13 protein-coding genes and 1 tRNA gene are annotated in these 17203 nt (G+C 65.5%); 12 read left to right on the top strand and 2 right to left on the bottom strand.

The window, feature by feature from the left end:
• The first annotated feature begins 155 nt into the window (after positions 1–155).
• The 6 genes from VVR41_RS09815 to clpX all read left to right on the top strand — a co-directional run bounded on the left by VVR41_RS09815 (position 156) and on the right by clpX (position 5881).
• Positions 156–229, top strand: a tRNA-Pro gene (locus tag VVR41_RS09815).
• Positions 230–312: 83 nt separating this feature from the next.
• Positions 313–1668 carry a trigger factor gene (gene tig, locus VVR41_RS09810; RefSeq protein WP_368524613.1) on the top strand — a complete coding sequence of 452 codons (1356 nt, stop codon included), beginning with the start codon at positions 313–315 and terminating at the stop codon, positions 1666–1668.
• Between the two features lie 163 nt (positions 1669–1831).
• Positions 1832–2416, top strand: coding sequence for an ATP-dependent Clp protease proteolytic subunit (locus tag VVR41_RS09805; RefSeq protein ID WP_321103845.1), 585 nt, complete (start codon positions 1832–1834; stop codon positions 2414–2416).
• Positions 2417–2443: 27 nt separating this feature from the next.
• Positions 2444–3064 carry an ATP-dependent Clp protease proteolytic subunit gene (locus tag VVR41_RS09800; RefSeq protein ID WP_368524612.1) on the top strand — a complete coding sequence of 207 codons (621 nt, stop codon included), beginning with the start codon at positions 2444–2446 and terminating at the stop codon, positions 3062–3064.
• Between the two features lie 96 nt (positions 3065–3160).
• Positions 3161–4372, top strand: a complete 1212-nt coding sequence (locus VVR41_RS09795) for a YibE/F family protein (RefSeq protein ID WP_368524611.1) — start codon at positions 3161–3163, stop codon at positions 4370–4372.
• A gap of 231 nt (positions 4373–4603) precedes the next feature.
• A complete protein-coding gene (gene clpX / locus VVR41_RS09790; protein ID WP_368524610.1) occupies positions 4604–5881 on the top strand; it encodes an ATP-dependent Clp protease ATP-binding subunit ClpX in 1278 nt (425 codons plus the stop codon).
• Between the two features lie 21 nt (positions 5882–5902).
• On the opposite strand, the gene VVR41_RS09785 is transcribed toward clpX, so the two are convergent.
• Positions 5903–6640, bottom strand: a complete 738-nt coding sequence (locus VVR41_RS09785; RefSeq protein ID WP_368524609.1) for a TetR/AcrR family transcriptional regulator — start codon at positions 6638–6640, stop codon at positions 5903–5905.
• A gap of 171 nt (positions 6641–6811) precedes the next feature.
• On the opposite strand from VVR41_RS09785, the gene VVR41_RS09780 reads away from it, so the two are divergent.
• From VVR41_RS09780 to VVR41_RS09755, 6 genes are all read left to right on the top strand, one after another.
• Complete coding sequence (locus VVR41_RS09780; protein ID WP_368524614.1) at positions 6812–7801, top strand: malate dehydrogenase; 990 nt, start codon at positions 6812–6814, stop codon at positions 7799–7801.
• Positions 7802–7826: 25 nt separating this feature from the next.
• Positions 7827–10541 (top strand): valine--tRNA ligase, encoded by a 2715-nt coding sequence (locus VVR41_RS09775; RefSeq protein ID WP_368524608.1) that lies wholly within the window; start codon positions 7827–7829, stop codon positions 10539–10541.
• Positions 10542–10544: 3 nt separating this feature from the next.
• Entirely contained in the window at positions 10545–12065 is a 1521-nt protein-coding gene (gene folC / locus VVR41_RS09770; protein ID WP_368524607.1) for a bifunctional tetrahydrofolate synthase/dihydrofolate synthase, read from the top strand.
• The gene (locus VVR41_RS09765; protein WP_321102501.1) at positions 12062–12499 is read left to right on the top strand and encodes a DUF4233 domain-containing protein; all 438 of its coding nucleotides are present in this window, start codon (positions 12062–12064) and stop codon (positions 12497–12499) included. The genes folC and VVR41_RS09765 overlap by 4 nt, the downstream gene beginning before the upstream one ends.
• A gap of 120 nt (positions 12500–12619) precedes the next feature.
• Positions 12620–13771, top strand: a complete 1152-nt coding sequence (locus VVR41_RS09760; protein WP_368524606.1) for an acetyl-CoA C-acyltransferase — start codon at positions 12620–12622, stop codon at positions 13769–13771.
• 10 nt (positions 13772–13781) lie between these two features.
• Positions 13782–15956: a 3-hydroxyacyl-CoA dehydrogenase NAD-binding domain-containing protein gene (locus VVR41_RS09755; RefSeq protein ID WP_368524605.1), complete on the top strand. Its 2175-nt coding sequence runs from the start codon at positions 13782–13784 to the stop codon at positions 15954–15956.
• A gap of 53 nt (positions 15957–16009) precedes the next feature.
• On the opposite strand, the gene VVR41_RS09750 is transcribed toward VVR41_RS09755, so the two are convergent.
• Positions 16010–17194, bottom strand: a complete 1185-nt coding sequence (locus tag VVR41_RS09750; RefSeq protein WP_368524604.1) for an acyl-CoA dehydrogenase family protein — start codon at positions 17192–17194, stop codon at positions 16010–16012.
• Positions 17195–17203: the final 9 nt, after the last annotated feature.

Genomic DNA, 17203 nt, shown 5'->3' with positions numbered 1-17203 from the left:
TGATTCGTCGCCAGTGTTTCTCATACGGAGAAGGGGGGGAAGGGCAGCCTCAACTGGGGCATGTCACCGCGCGTTTAGTGGGCAGTGCGACCCCGATGGACGGCGCGTAAAAGCCCTCACGCTACAATTGGCGCTCGGTGAGCCTTTGGCAGCCACGGGGCGTGGCGCAGCTTGGTAGCGCACCTGCTTTGGGAGCAGGGGGTCGCAGGTTCAAATCCTGTCGCCCCGACAAGGGTTAGGCCCGCTAGAAATGGCGGGCCTTACCGCAATCAATAGTCTTGATCTCAACAACGACACTTACAGGAGTAACTCGTGAAGACTTCCGTCGATAAGCTCAGCGACACCCGCGTGAAGCTGACCGTCAACGTTCCGTTCGACGAGCTCGGCAAGGAAATCGAGCAGGCCTACGCGACGATCGCGCAGCAGGTCTCCATCCCGGGTTTCCGTCGCGGTAAGGCGCCGCGCCAGCTTATCGACGCCCGCTTCGGACGCGGCCCCATCCTCGAGCAGGTTGTCAACGACATGCTCCCGACCCGCTACGAGCAGGCCGTTGTCGAAAACGAGCTGAACCCGATCGGTCAGCCGGAGATTGACATCACCAAGATCGAGGACAACGACGTTGTCGAGTTTACCGCCGAGGTCGACGTCCGCCCGGAGATCACCGTTCCGGACTTCTCCGAGATTTCCGTGACCGTGCCCGCCGTCTCCGTCGACGACGAGGCCGTAGACAAGGAGCTCGACGAGCTGCGTGCCCGCTTCGGCGAGCTCAGCGAGACCAAGCGCAAGCTCAAGACCGGTGACATCGCCGTCATCAACCTCGACGCTGAGGTCGACGGCGAGACGATCGAGGATGCCTCCACCGAGGGCCTGACCTACCAGGTAGGTTCCGACGACCTGATTAAGGGCCTCGACACCGCTCTGCGCGGCATGAAGACCGGCGAGGACAACGAGTTCACCGCCAAGCTCCTGCACGGCGAGCACAAGGACAAGGAAGCAACCGTCAAGGTTCACGTCCAGCAGACCAAGGAGCGTAAGCTGCCGGAGCTCGACGACGATTTCGCGCAGATGGCATCCGAGTTCGACACCGTCGAAGAGCTGCGCGAGAACACCCGCACCCAGCTCGAGGAGTCCAAGAAGGCACAGCAGGCCGCTGACATCCGCGACGAGGTGCTCAAGGCTGCTCTGGCCAAGTCCGAGTTCGCACTGCCGGAGTCGATCGTTGAGGAGCAGGTCCACAACCGCCTGCACCAGATCCTTGGCCAGCTCGCTCACGATGAGAACGCTCTTGCCCAGCTGCTCGAGGCCCAGGGCACGAACCGCGAGGAGTTCGACAAGGAATCCCGCGAGCAGGCCGAGGAGTCCGTTCGCACCCAGCTGTTCCTCGATGCCGTCGCCGAGGAGGAGAAGCCGGAGGTCTCCCAGCAGGAGCTGACCGACCACATCCTGTTCACCGCGCAGTCCTATGGCATGGACCCGAACCAGTTCGTGGCCCAGCTGCAGCAGTCCGGCCAGATCGCCAACCTTTTCGCCGACGTGCGCCGCGGCAAGGCCCTGGCGGCCGCCATCTCGCGCACCTCTGTGAAGGATGACGCCGGCAACGAGATCGACCCGAACGAGTTCTTCGGCGAGATCGAAGAAGACGACACCGAAAACCAGGACGAGAACTAGTCCCGGATTGTCGCGGCCCGCTCCCGGTTGATGCCGGGGCGGGCCGCTTTTGTGGCGTCGAAAAGCGTGCGTACGCCTTCAGCGAACGCAGCTCACATCAGCCAACCACGCGAGTATGGTGGTGGCACTGACTAGACAACTGATGAACTTGAAGGAGCCCTCCATGACTACTCCGCAAGCCGGACTGAACCTCGGCGACTCCGTGTACGAGCGGCTGCTGCGCGAGCGCATTATTTTCCTGGGCCAGCAGGTCGACGACGAGATCGCCAACAAGCTCTGCGCCCAGATCCTCCTGCTCTCCGCCGAGGACCCGACCCGCGACATTTCGCTCTACATCAACTCCCCGGGCGGTTCCGTCACCGCCGGCATGGCGATCTACGACACGATGAAGTACTCGCCGTGCGACATCGCCACCTACGGCATGGGCCTGGCTGCGTCGATGGGCCAGTTCCTTCTTTCGGGCGGCACCAAGGGCAAGCGCTTCGCGCTGCCCCACGCCCGCATTATGATGCACCAGCCCTCTGCCGGCGTCGGTGGCACCGCCGCCGACATCGCGATCCAGGCGGAGCAGTTCGCGCAGACCAAGCGCGAGATGGCCGAGCTCATTGCGGAGCACACCGGCCAGACCTTCGAGCAGATCACCAAGGACTCCGACCGCGACCGCTGGTTCACGGCGCAGGAGGCCAAGGAGTACGGCATCGTCGACCACGTCATCGAGCACGCGCAGGGCGCGATCTCCAACCAGTAATTGATCAGAAGAGGAGAACACCAGCACATGACTTACAACATGCCCACCTCCCGCTACGTCCTGCCGCAGTTTCTGGAGGAGACCTCCTTCGGCACGAAGCAGATCGACCCCTACGGCAAGCTGTTCGAGGAGCGCATCGTCTTCCTCGGCACCCAGGTTGATGACACCTCCGCCAACGACGTTATGGCGCAGCTTCTGGTGCTCGAGTCGCAGGACCCGGACCGCGACATCACCATGTACATCAACTCCCCGGGCGGCTCGTTCACCGCGCTGATGGCCATCTACGACACGATGCAGTACGTCCGCCCTGACGTGCAGACCGTCTGCCTGGGCCAGGCAGCCTCTGCCGCGGCCGTGATCCTCGCCGCCGGTGCACCCGGCAAGCGCGCAATGCTGCCGAACTCGCGCGTCCTGATCCACCAGCCCGCCACCCAGGGCACCCAGGGCCAGGTTTCTGACCTGGAGATCCAGGCCGCCGAGATTGACCGCATGCGCCGCCTCATGGAGCACACCCTGTCGCAGCACACCGGTCGTAGCGCCGAGCAGATCCGCATCGACACCGACCGCGACAAGATCCTCACCGCCGAGGAAGCCGTCGAGTACGGCATCGTCGACCAGGTCTTCGACTACCGCAAGCTCAACGCCTAAGGTACGACGCGCCTCGTTCATGGCCGAAGAACCCGGGCGGGATACTATTGGCACCTATTGTCAATTGATCCGTTACGGGAGAAGGCGAGGGCCACAATGGCGCGTCACGCAGTCGCGAGCCGGGACGATGTGCCCGGCTCTACAGCAAAATCGGTGCTGGCCGCCGCACTGGCGGTTTCGTTCATCGTCACCGTCGTCGGTCTGATTTTTCTTTGGCCGCGCGGTGCGGCACCGGAGCCGGGCGCGGGTTTCCGCGAATCCCAGTCGATCGCTGCCGAGGCTTACGCGGGGGAGGTTACCTCCGTCTTTGAATCGGCCTGCGGCTCCCCGGCTGCGGGCACGGTGTTCGATGGGGGTGCTGCGTTGCGCGTCCCGCCGGGGCAGGAGTGTACCTCAGCGGAGATCAGCATTTCTGAGGGTCCGGACGAAGGACGCACTACGCTGCTGCAGACTTCGGGGCGTCCCGGCGAACCGACCTACTCGGAGGGGGATCGCATCCGGCTGGCACGCCAAGGCGAGCCCGCCTCCTATTTCTTCCTCGACATGGACCGTACCGCGCCGCTTACCTTGTGGCTCGCGGTCACGGCGGTAGCGGTCATGGCAGCGGCCGCGTGGCGCGGGGTGCGCGCACTCGTCGGGCTGGCGTGGACGCTGTTTGCCGTAGGTATCTTCCTCGTCCCCGCCTTACTTCGCGGCGGCGCTCCGATCCCGCTGGCCGTGGTTGCGGGGTCAGCGATCCTGTTTCCCGTCATGTTCCTAGTGCACGGCGTGAACTGGAAGTCCGCGTCCGCGTTGGGTGGAACCCTAGTGTCGTTGGCGGTGTCTGCGGGATTGGCGCACGTCGTGATCGGCTCGACGAACCTTCGCGGGCTCGCGGATGACTCAAATCTGCTCATCCAGCTCTACCTTCCCACGGTGAGCATCACAGGCCTCATGCTCGCCGGCTTCATCATCGGCACGCTCGGCGCGCTTAACGACGCCACCGTTGCCCAAGCCTCAACCGTCGCAGAACTGGCGGAGGCGAACCCGGGGGCGCTCCCGGCGCAATTGTTTACCTCGGCGATGCGCGTCGGGCGCGACCACATCGCGTCGATGGTCTACACACTGGTACTAGCCTATGTTGGCGCGGCCCTACCTATGACGGTGCTGCTCGCGGTGGTCGACCGGCCCCTGGGCCAGGTCTTGACCTCTGATGTGGTGGCCACGGAGCTGCTGCGCTCCGCCGTCGGCGCGATGGGTCTGGCGTTGGCGGTCCCTGCCACCACGGTCATCGCCGCGCTTACCGTGGGGCGAGCGCGGAAAATCTAAGAAAGGCTAACTAGCTCTCGTCCTGGGCAGCGGGGCAGAAGGCCAGGCCCTCGCGCACCAGATTTGGTTTCGCCGTCGGGGAGGACTGTGGTTGTACTCGGCTGGGTGTTCGGCGTTGCTGGAGCAATGAAGTATCCTGGTAGGTCACGGCCTAGGCTCCTCGTCCCATAGTTGTGTGATGGGGCGGGGGCTGGGCAAGCAGAGACGTAGAAGCTGGAGTACAACACTTTCATGGCAGTCACTCAAGACACCTCCGACCTGCTCAAGTGCTCTTTCTGCGGGAAGAGCCAGAAACAGGTACGCAAGCTCATCGCCGGCGGCGGTGTGTATATCTGCGACGAATGCATTGAACTCTGCAACGAAATCATCGAAGAGGAGCTCGCCGGTGGCGACGGTACGCAGTCGCCTGACGACGATCGCCTGCCCCGCCCCTCCGAAATCACAGCCTTTCTTGACGAGTACGTGATTGGCCAGGACACCGCGAAGCGCACCCTCGCGGTCGCGGTGTACAACCACTACAAGCGCATCCGTGCCGAGGCGCAGTCGGCGGCCTCGCGCAAGCGCGACGAAGATGTCGAGATTGCCAAGTCCAACATCCTGTTGCTCGGCCCGACGGGTTCCGGCAAGACCTACTTGGCGCAGACGCTGGCGCGCATGCTCAACGTTCCGTTCGCCATCGCGGATGCCACGAGCCTTACCGAGGCCGGTTACGTGGGCGAGGACGTGGAGAACATTCTGCTCAAGCTGTTGCAGGCGGCAGATTTCGACGTCAACCGCGCCCAGCACGGCATTATTTACGTCGACGAGGTGGATAAGATCTCGCGCAAGTCCGAGAACCCTTCGATCACCCGCGACGTCTCCGGCGAGGGCGTGCAGCAGGCGCTGCTGAAAATCCTCGAGGGCACCGTCGCCTCGGTGCCTCCGCAGGGTGGGCGCAAGCACCCGAACCAGGAGTTCATCCAGCTCGACACCACGAACATCCTGTTTATCGTGGCGGGTGCGTTCGCGGGCCTTGACAAGGTCGTCGCCGAGCGCGTGGGCAAGAAGGGCATTGGCTTCGGCGCGGAGATCGAGTCGAAGGCAGAGCGTGACGAGTCGAACCTGCTCAGCCAGGTACAGCCGGGTGATCTGGTGAAGTTCGGCATCATCCCCGAGTTCATCGGTCGTCTGCCGATCCTCACCCACGTAGAAAACCTTGACCGCGACGCGCTCGTGCGTGTGCTCAAGGAGCCGAAGAACTCTCTGGTCAAGCAGTACGAGCGCCTGTTCGCTATGGACGGGGCTCAGCTCACCATCACCGATGAAGCACTCGGAGTGATCGCGGACAAGGCCGCCGAGCGCAAGACGGGTGCCCGCGGCCTGCGCGCGATCATGGAGGAGCTGCTCGTGCCGATCATGTACGACCTGCCGGATCGCGAGGACGTCGAGGAAGTCATCGTTAGCGAGGATGTCGCCCGCGGTGAGGCAGAGCCGGAGTACGTGTTGGCGACGGAACAGAAGTCCGCCTAGGCGTTACTCGCTAGTGCGGGGCTAGTAGATGTCGACGTCGAAGTCGTAGACGTCGTCGGTATCGTCCACCGGCAGCGGCGCGGCGGTGGGTTCGACGTAGCTGCCGTAACCGGACGGCGGGATGTTGGACGTCAAAAACGCCAGCACGGTGTCGATGGTCATGCGGCGCATGCCCTCAGTGTTGCGCTGCGTAGACAAATCCACTCGGGTCAGGCCCAGAGCTGTGTGCGCCTGGCTGGCCCGCAGCGCGCACAGCGAGCAGAGCATGAGCAGGATGTCGTCGGCGGAGACATCTGGGCGAAACGCTCCCGAATCCTGGCCGAGCAGCAGCAGGCGTTCGATGTGCAAGGTGGTGTCGGAAAGCTCCGGCACCTTAAACGCGTCGCCGTGGGGCAGTGCCGGGTCGAGGTTTTCTTTGAGCACCAGGCGCACCGCAGCGGGGTGCTGGAGGAAGCGGTGGAAGAGGGCGTCGATAAAGCGGCGCATGCCCTCCACTGGCACGGCGTAAGTCCGGCTGAGCACCTCAGGGGGAGGGGTGAGCTGGCGTATGGCGAGTTCGAATGCGGCCCGGTACAGGCCGGTTTTGTCGCCGAAGTGGTAGTGGAGCATGCGTTTCGACATGCCCGACTCGGCGGAGAGGTCCTGGAGTCGCGCGGCTTCGAAGCCGTCACGTGCGAACACGTTGAGAGCTGTTTTGACGGCCTCGTCCACCTCTGTGGGGTGGCCGGGGCGCTGCGGCTCACTGTGCGTCCCTGCCACTCTGACTCCTCACGTTCTCGGGGTTGGACACTTGTTGTCTTACACGCAATCGTGCCCGATTTTCACCGCGGGGGTGAGACGCCGGGGGGCTTTGCATCGCGGACACGAGCGGCGTCGGGCGGCTACGATGGCGGAAACATTCGCGACGTCGAAGGGATGCTCTTGGATTACATGCAAGGAACAACGACTACGCCGGTCAAGGTGACGGTCACCGGAGCGGGCGGCAACATTGCCTACTCGCTGCTGTGGCGCATCGCCTCCGGCGACGTCTTCGGCTCCGACCGCCCGGTGGACTTGACCCTGCTCGAGTATGCGGGCAAGACCGGCAAGACCGAGGGCGTGGCCATGGAACTGGCGGACTCCGCTCTGCCGTTGGTGACCAACCTGACGGTCACCGACGACCAAAAAGCCGGGTTCGACGGCGTCAACGCCGCCTTCCTCGTGGGCGCAAAGCCGCGAGGCAAGGGCGAAACTCGCGCTGACATGCTTGCCTCCAACGGCGAGATCTTCGTGCGTCAGGGCAGGGCCATCAACGAGGTGGCCGCTGATGACGTTCGTGTGCTCGTGGTGGGCAACCCCGCCAACACGAACGCCTACATTGCCGCGAAGTCGGCGCCGGATATCCCTGCGGAGCGCTTCAACGCGCTGATGCGCCTCGACCACAACCGCGGGCTGTCCATGCTGGCTGAGCACCTTGGCGTGCTGCCCTCGGCGCTGGACGGGTTTGTCGTGTGGGGCAACCACGCCGAGACGCAGTTCCTGGACATCGAGTTCCTCCGCATGCGCGGGCGGCGCGTGACCGATCTCGTGGACCGCGACTGGTACCTCAACGAGTTCATTCCCCGCGTTGCCCAGCGTGGCTCGGAGATTATCGAGGTGCGCGGGCGGTCCTCGGCCGCGTCGGCCGCCTCGGCGGCGGTGGACCATATGCGCGACTGGGTGCACGGCTCCGGAGGGCGCTGGGTGACGGTGGCGCAGCCTTCGCACGGTGACTACGGAGTGGACGAGGGTCTTGTCTTCGGCTTCCCGACGACCGCAATCAACGGCCGCCAGTCCATCGTCCCGAGTTTGGACCTTAGCGATTTCCAGCGCCAGCGCATCGAAGCCAACATTGTGGCGCTGCGCGAGGAGGCCGCTGCGGCGGACGCGCTGCTGGGTTAAAAGGTGTTTTCCCCCGGCGGTATGATTGGCGGAGTTAGCGCCCGTACCGACAACCGTGGGGAAAATTGTGACAAAAAATAGAGCAGACGCCCTTCCGAAGTCCTGGGATCCGCAGTCGGTAGAGGCCGATCTGTACCAGGGCTGGGTGGACGCGGGGTACTTCACCGCAGACGCGGCCAGCGACAAGCCCGCGTACTCGATCGTTCTGCCCCCGCCGAACGTGACGGGCCAGCTCCACATGGGTCACGCCCTCGACCACACCCTCATGGATGCGCTCGTGCGCCGCAAGCGCATGCAGGGCTTCGAGGTCCTCTGGCTGCCGGGCATGGACCACGCCGGAATCGCCACCCAGACCAAGGTGGAGGCGAAGCTCAAGGCCGAGGAGGGCAAGGACCGCTACGACTACGGCCGCGAGGAGTTCATCGACCGCGTCTGGGAGTGGAAGAAGGAATACGGCGGCACCATCACCAACCAGATGCGCGCCATCGGCACCTCGGTCGACTGGTCGCGCGAGCGCTTCACCCTCGACGAGGGTCTCTCGCGCGCGGTGCAGACCATTTTCAAGCAGCTTTTCGACGCCGGGATGATCTACCGCGACTACCGCCTGGTCAACTGGTCGCCGGTGCTCGAGACCGCCGTGTCCGACATCGAGGTCGTCTACAAGGACGTTGAGGGCGAGTTCGTCTCCATCCGCTACGGCTCGCTCAACGACGACGAGCCGCACCTTATCGTGGCCACCACCCGTGTCGAGACGATGCTCGGTGACGTCGCCATTGCCGTCCACCCCGACGACGAGCGCTACGCGCACCTCGTGGGCGAGACCTTCGCACACCCGCTGCGCCCGGAGATGACCGTGACGGTGATCGCGGATGACTACGTCGACATGGAGCTGGGCACCGGCGCGGTCAAGATCACCCCGGCGCACGATCCGAACGACTACGAGATGGGTCTGCGCCACGATTTGGACATGCCCATCATCATGGATGAAAAGGGCCGCATTGCCGACACCGGCACCCGCTTCGACGGCATGAGCCGCGAGGAGGCGCGCGTGGCGGTGCGCGAGGCACTGTCGGAGCAGGGGCGCATTGTCAAGGAAATCCGCCCGTACGTCCACTCCGTGGGCCACTCGGAGCGCTCCGGCGAGCCGATCGAGCCACGCCTGTCGCTGCAGTGGTTTGTCAAGGTCGAGGAGCTCGCCCGCATGTCCGCCGAGGCCGTGCGCGAGGGTGACACGACGATCCACCCGCAGTCGATGGAGAAGCGTTACTTCGACTGGGTGGACAACATGCACGACTGGACGATCTCGCGCCAGCTGTGGTGGGGCCACCGCATCCCGATCTGGTACGGCCCCGAAGGCGACATTGTCTGCGTCGGCCCGGACGAGGAAGCTCCCGCCGGCTACACCCAGGACCCGGACGTGCTGGACACCTGGTTCTCCTCGGCGCTGTGGCCGTTCTCCACGATGGGATGGCCGGAAAAGACCCCCGAGCTGGAGAAGTTCTACCCGACCTCCGTTCTTGTCACCGCCTACGACATCCTGTTCTTCTGGGTGGCGCGCATGATGATGTTCGGCACCTTCGCCGCCACACAGACCCCGGAGATCCTCGGCACGGGTGTTAACGGCCGCCCGATTGTCCCGTTCACCGATCTCTACCTCCACGGCCTCGTGCGCGACGAGAAGGGCCGGAAGATGTCGAAGTCGCTCGGCAACGGCATCGACCCGATGGACTGGGTCGAGCGTTTCGGCGCCGACGCGCTACGCTTCGCGCTTGCCCGCGGTGCGAACCCGGGCATCGACCTTCCGATCGGTGAGGACAATGCGCAGTCGGCCCGCAACTTCGCCACCAAGCTGTACAACGCGACCAAGTTCGCGCTCATGAACGGCGCCCGCGTCGGCGAGCTGCCGGCGCGCGAGGAGCTTACCGACGCCGACCGTTGGATCCTCGACCGCCTCGAGGAGGTCCGCTCCCGCGTCGACGCGTACTTGGACGACTACCAGTTTGCCAAGGCCAACGAGGACCTCTACCACTTCGCGTGGGATGAGTTCTGCGACTGGTACCTGGAGATTGCCAAGACGCAGATCTCCGGTGAGACAGAGGCGACCACCCAGCTCGTCCTCGGCCGCGTCCTCGACGTTCTGCTGCGCTTGCTGCACCCGACCATGCCCTTCGTCACCGAGATCCTGTGGACCGCGCTGACTGAGCGCGAGACCATCACGCTGGCGTCGTGGCCGACCGAGGCGGACACCAACGGCGGTGCGGGTGTCGATGAGGATGCGCGTCGGCGCATCGAGGACGCGGTCAAGCTCATCACCGAGCTGCGCCGCTTCCGCTCCGACCAAGGTGTCAAGCCCAGCCAGAAGGTCCCGGCCCAGCTCGACTTCGCCGCGGCCGACCTCGCCGCCCAGGAAGACCTCGTGCGTTCCATTGCGCGGGTGGAGGCTCCGGGAGAGGGCTTTGGGGCGTCGGCAAGCGTTGAAGTGCGGCTGAGCCGCGCGACGGTCGACGTTGCCCTGGATACCTCGGGGACCGTGGACGTCGCGGCCGAGCGCAAGCGCCTGGAGAAGGAACTTGCCGCCGCGCAGAAGGAGCTCGACACCACGGGCGCGAAGCTTGGCAACGAGGCGTTCTTGTCCAAGGCTCCCGACGCCGTCGTGGAGAAGATCCGCGGGCGCCAGAAGCTCGCGCAGGAGGAGCTGGAACGCGTTTCCGCGCGCCTCGCCGCGCTGCCGGAGGCGTAGCCGATGTCTAAGGACCCGGAGAAGTGGACGATTGAGGAGCTCGACCTAGCCGCACTCGCGGCGGAGGCTGAGGGCTACGACATCACGCTGGACGAGTCCGGTTTGCGCCTGGATCTCGGTGCACCGGAGGAAACCGGCGAGGTTGAGCGCGTCTCCCGGGCTGTGAGTGAGGCCGACCGCGCCGAGCTTGCCCGCGTCGAGGCGGAGCTGGAGCAGCGCTGGCCCGAATCCACCATCGACCCGACGCTCGAGCGCGTCGCCGCGGTGATGGACTTCCTCGGCCGGCCGCAGGATTCCTACAAGGTCATCCACGTGGCGGGGACGAACGGGAAGACGTCGACAAGCCGCATGGTGGAGTCGCTGCTGCGCGAGCTCGGCCACCGAGTCGGGCGCACGACGAGCCCGCACCTGCAGTCGGTCACGGAGCGCATCGCCATCGACGGTGAGCCGATCCACCCGGCGGATTTCGTGCGCATCTACGAGGAGATCAAGCCGTTTATCGAGATGGCCGACGAGCGCTGTGGCCAGCGCCTGAGCTACTTCGAAGTGGTCACCTGCATCGCCTTCGCCGCGTTCGCCGATGCGCCGGTGTCCGTCGCCGTGGTTGAGGTCGGCCTCGGCGGGCGGTGGGACGCGACCAACGTCGTCGACGCGGACGTCAACGTGATCACACCGATTGGAATCGACCACACGGACTACCTCGGTGAGACGATTGAGGAGATCGCGGGGGAGAAGGCCGGGATCATCACCAACCCCGACTCGGTGACCGTCATCGCGAACCAGGAGCCTGCGGCGATGAACGTTGTGCTCGAGCGCACGGTCGAGGTCGGCTCCGCGGTCGCCCGCCTCGGCGCGGAGTTCGACGTCGAGGCCTCTGGTGTGGCCGTCGGAGGGCAGACGCTGTCGTTGCGGGGTCTCGCCGGCGAGTACGACGAGATCTTCCTGCCGCTCGCGGGTGCGCACCAGGCGCGCAACGCCGCGCTGGCGCTCGCCGCCGTGGAGGCGTTTTCCGGTGCGGGGCGCGACCTGCACCTCGACATCGACTCGGTACGCCGCGGGTTCGCCGCGGCGACGTCTCCGGGGCGCCTCGAGCGCGTGCGCGCCACGCCGACGACGTTTATCGACGCCACCCATAACCCGCAGGGCGCACGCACGCTTGCCGACGCCCTCCAGCGCGACTTCGACTTCACCCGCCTGATCGGGGTGCTTGGCGTGCTCGGTGACAAGGACGCCGCCGGGATCTTTGAGGCTCTCGAGCCGGTGCTCAGCGAAGTCGTCATCACCCAGAACACCTCCCCGCGCGCCTGCGACGCCTACGAGCTGACCGACGTTGCCCGCGAGGTGTTCGGGGAGGAGCGCGTCCACGTGGTGGAGAACCTGCCCGGCGCTTACGAGTTGGCCGTCGAGCTCGCCGAGGACGCACTGGCCGAGGTCGGAGTTCAGTCCGGCTCGGGCATCATCATTACCGGTTCCGTCGTCACCGCTGGTGAGGCGCGAGCCATGTTCGGAAAGGACCCCGCATGAGCCCGAAGAAGCAACGCCCGGTCAGCCCGCTGGGCATGGGGCACGCGCCGGTGAAGGATCCGATCAAGGGTCTGACCGGTGTGCTCTCCGGCACGCTGATCATGGAGGCCATCACGATCTTCCTGATCCTGCTGGTGGTGCTCAAGATTGACAACGGGGCGCACTGGACCACCTTCAACTGGGTCTACATCACTGTCATCGGGCTCGCCCACGTCGTTCTCGCCTTCATGCAGAGGAAGCCGTGGGCACTGTGGGCTGATCTGGCGTTGCAGATCCCGCTCATCTTCGGCTTTTTCGTGCACTGGTCGGTGTCCGCGGTGGGCATCATGTTCGGCATCGTCTGGTTCCTGATTGTGAAGATGCGCAGCGAGATTCTGCAGCGGATGCGCCACGGGTACCTCGTCACCCAGCACTTGGGCACCGCGGAGGAGTAACTCGGAGGAGCAACGCAGAAACGGCCGGCCCCGGCCCTCGTGAAAAGCAGCGCAGGAAAATGTGACCTGCGTTATAGTTGGCGGAAACTGTTAACCGCACTTCACTGAGAGAGGGTTGGAATGGCTGAACCGATTTACATCACGCAAGCAAAGCGAACCCCGATCGGCACGTTCGGGGGCTCGCTTTCCGCATACTCCACGATCGATCTCGGCACCCACATCGCCAAGGCCGTGATCGCGGATTCCGGTGTCCCCGCGGAAGAGTTCGACTCCGCGGTATGGTCCAACATCGTCGCCACCGGGCCACGCGACCTCTACACGTCCCGCGCCGTCGCCCTCGAAGCGGGCCTGCCGCACAGTTCCCACGCCTACGGTGTCAACCGCCTCTGCGGCTCCGGACTCCAGGCCGCGGTCAGCGCCGCGCAGCAGCTCATCACCGGTGACGCGAACCTGTCGCTCGTCGGCGGCGTTGAGGTGATGAGCCAGGCCCCGTTCTCGGTTGAGGGCATGCGCCAGGGCCGCAAGATGGGTGACGGAAAACTCGTCGACTGGCTTACCGGAGCGCTGACGGACCCGATGGGCCACGGAATCATGGGCCTGACCGCGGAGAACCTGGCGGAGAAGTACGGGATCTCCCGCCAGCGCCAGGACGAGTTCGCCCTGCAGTCGCAGCAGCGCGCGGCGGCGGCGATTGCCAATGGGGCATTTGAATCCCAGATTGTGCCTGTCGGCGATTTTGCTGTGGACGAGCACCCGCGCGCCACAACCGCCGAGAAGCTGGCCAGCCTGCGGCCCTCGTTCCGCAAGGACGGCACCGTTACTCCCGGAAACTCCTCCGGCATCAACGACGCCTCGGCTGCGCTCGTGATGACTACCGAGTCGGGCCTTGAAACCTACGGCCAGGAGCCGCTCGCCAGGGTCGTCTCGTGGGGGCTCGGCGGCTGCGACCCGAAGTTCATGGGGCTCGGCCCCACCATCGCCGTGCCGCGCGCTCTGGACAAGGCAGGCCTGTCGCTTTCTGATATCTCTCTTATCGAATCCAACGAGGCCTTCGCAGCCCAGGCGCTCGCCGTTTCCGACGAGCTCTGCTTCGACAACAACAAGACGAACATCAACGGTGGCGCGATCGCCCTGGGTCACCCGATCGGCGCGAGTGGCGTCATCATCACCATCAAGCTCATCCACGCCCTGCGCGCCGCCGGCGGCGGTCTAGGCCTGGCCACCGCCTGCATCGGTGGCGGACAAGGCATCGCTCTCATCCTGGAGGTGTAAACACGTGACTATGGAGATCACAACAGCAGCTGTCATCGGCGCCGGGTCCATGGGCGCGGGCATCGCCGCGCTGATGGCCAACGCCGGAATCAACGTCCATTTGCTCGACCTGCCCGGTGAGGGGGAGGACCGCGACGAGCGCGCCCGCGCAGGCATCGCAACACAGGTCAAGCGCCACGGTTTCCAGCGCCCCGAGTTCGCCGACCGCGTCACCCCGGGCAACACTGAGGACCACCTTGACCGGCTTGCAGAGGCCGAGTGGATCGTAGAGGCTGTTTTCGAAGACATCGACGTCAAGCGCGACACGTACGCCAAGATTGACGCCCACCGCAGCCCGGGCACGCCCGTGACGTCCAATACCTCCACGATCCCGCTGGAGACGCTGTTGGGGGAGGCGAGCGACGAATTCAAGGCAGACTTTGCCATTACCCACTTCTTCAACCCGCCGCGCGTGATGCGCCTAGTCGAGCTCGTCGAGGGCCCGGACACCCGCCCGGAGGTGGCGGACCTGCTGCGCCGCACCCTCGAGCGCGACTTGGGCAAGGTCGTCGTAGATTGCCGCGACACCCCGGGATTCATTGCCAACCGCATCGGCTCGTTCTGGATGGGCGTCGGCGCCCAGGTCGCGTTCGACAACGGCATCACCCCGGAGCAGGCGGACGCCGCCTTTGGCCGCCCGTTTGGTGTGCCGCGAACCGGCATTTTCGGACTGTTCGACTACGTCGGGCTTCAGGTTGCGCCCCACATCTGGGGCTCGCTTCTTGCGGCGCTGCCGCAGGATGATGCGATGCAGGACTACGGTGTCACCGATACCCCGCAATTCAAAGAGCTTCTGGAGAAGGGCTTCACCGGTCGCACCGCCGACTCCGGCTTCTACCGCGGCCGCGACGAGGTCTACGACTTCACGGCGCACGACTACCGTCCGAAGGATAGCGTCGAGGTTCCGGCGAGTGCGACGGAGCTCATGGACTCCGGCACTCCCGAGGGTGACTACGCCCGCGAGGTTTTCCGCACCACGTTGCAGTACTGCTGCGACACCGCAGCTGAGATCGCCGATTCCGTCGACCAGATCGACATCGCGATGGAGCTTGGCTATGGGTGGAAGAAGGGCCCGTTCGCCCTCGCGGATTCGCTGGGGCTCGACTACGTCGCCTCGCTTTTCGACGCCACCCCGGCCCTGCTCGACTCCGCCCGCGACGCCGGCGGTTTCTACGTCGACGGCGCCGTGCTCGGCACCGACGGCACGCTACGCAAGCGTCAGGAGCGCGCCGGTGTCGTCCGCGTGGCGGACCTCGTCGCAGACGCCGAGGTCGTCGCACGCAACGACGGGGCAACGGTGTACAAGCTCGACGACGGCATCGGCGTGTTCGTCCTCTCCACCCCAATGAACTCCGTGACTGACGATGTGACGGCACTGCTGCAGGAGTCGGGGCAGTGGGACCTGCGCGCGCTTGTGATCGCCAACGACGAGCAGCGCGCGTTCTCGGCGGGCGCGAACTTGCCGCGCCTGGCGTCGCTGGCCGGCCCGGACGGCGACGAGGCAAAACGCAAGGCCACGATTCGCCGGGGCATCGAGGCGCTGCTTGCGCTGCGCCGCGCCCCGTACCCGGTTGTCGGCGCTGTGCGCGGCGTGGCCCTCGGCGGCGGCATGGAGCTTCTGCTGCACACCGATGCGTCCGTCATCCACGCCGAGACCCGTGTCGGCTTCCCGGAGCGCTCCGTCGGCCTGTTCCCGGCCTGGTCCGGGCTGGTGCGCCTGCTTGAGCGGCTGCTCGAGCTCGGTGTGGACGACCCTCACGCAACGGCCTTCGAGACGCTGCTCAACGTGACCCCCGTCCCGGCTGTCAACGTGGACTTCTGGCGTGACAACGACCGCGTCATCATGAGCCCGGACCACGTCGTCGAGCAGGCGCTTGAGCTCGCCCGCGAGCTCGCCGGTGGCTACAGCGCCCCCGCCGACGCTGACTTGCCGCTGACTGATGAGCCCCTGGCGTTCGACGAGGGCTCCGCCACCGACGCGGCGATCGGCGAGGCCCTAGCGAAGGTGTTCGCCGGCGAGGGAACCGCGAGCGAACAGGAGCTCGGCGACCGGCAGGTCGAGGCCGCCAGCGACGTGCTCGCCCGCCCCGAAAACCGCGACCGTGCAGAGCACATGGCGAAAACCCGCAAGCCGCTGAAGAACTAGCGCGAAAAAGTCAACGGGCCCGGGGTCTATCCCCGGGCCCGTTGTCGTGCGCGCTAGCGGTAGGCGCTCACCCCGGTGATCTGCTTGCCCACGATGAGGGACTGGATAGTGTCGGTGCCCTCGTAGGTGTGCAGGGACTCGATGTCCGCCATGTGGCGCATCACGTCGTTTTCCAGCAGGATGCCCACGCCGCCGAACATGTCTCGGGCGTTGGCCGCCACGCGCCGGGCAGCACGGGTGGTGTAGACCTTGGCCAGCGCCGCCTGCTTCTCTGAGAGCGTGCCGGATTCCTCGAGCTCGAGCATTCGCTTGCAGTGCAGGGCCATCGAGGTGACGTCGGCAAGCATGTCGGCAAGCCGCTGCTGGATGATCTGGTTCTGGACCAGGGGACGGCCGAACTGGACGCGCTCGGTGGCGTACGCCAGGGCCTTTTCGTAGCAGTCGATTGCGATGCCGAGGGCGGTCCAGGCGACGCCGATGCGGGTGCCGCCGAGGATGCGCGCGGTGTCGCGAAACGACCTCGCGCCGGGGAGGCGGCGGGAGTCGGGCACGCGGACGTCGTTAAGCCGAATATGCGCCTGGGGGATGCCGCGCAGCGAGCCCTTTCCTGTGATGGTCTCGGCTACGTAGCCGGGGGAGTCCTGGTCGACGATGAAGCCGCCGACCTCGCCGTCGTCCATGCGCGCCCACACCACCGCGATGTGCCCGACGGAGCCGTGGCCGATCCACTTCTTCTCCCCGTTGATGATCCACTCGTTGCCGTCGCGGGTCGCGGTGGTTTCCAGCCCGATGGAGTCGGAGCCGTGGTTGGGCTCGGTCAGGGCGAACGCGCCGCGGATCTCCATGCGCGACATCGGCCCGAGGAACTCCTTCTTCTGTTCCTCGGAGCCGCAGAGGTTGATCGACTGCATGGCCAGCCCGGCCTGGACGATGACGGCGGTGGCGGTGGAGGCGTCGCAGCGCGCGAGCTCGAGCGCGATCAAACGGTTGGCGCGGATACTCATCGGCTTCGCACCCTCGATATCGATGCCGTCGCGCACCAGGCCGCGGCGTGCGGCATCTTCAATGGCCGGGATGTTGTATTCGGCTTTCTCCCACGCCTCGTTGATGTGCGGACGGATCGTGGCGCAGAACTCGCGGGCAGCGGACCACCACTGGAGGTCGTCGCCGTCGACGTCGGCGAAAACCCCGTAGTAGTCGGAGGTGGGGGACAAGATGTCCTGTGCTGACTGAGCCATGGGATGCCT

The sequence above is a fragment of the Corynebacterium sp. LK2510 genome, from assembly GCF_040946405.1.
Classification (GTDB): Bacteria; Actinomycetota; Actinomycetes; order Mycobacteriales; family Mycobacteriaceae; genus Corynebacterium.
Note: the sequence above shows the minus strand (reverse complement) of the source record. Positions and strands in the feature narration are given on the sequence as shown.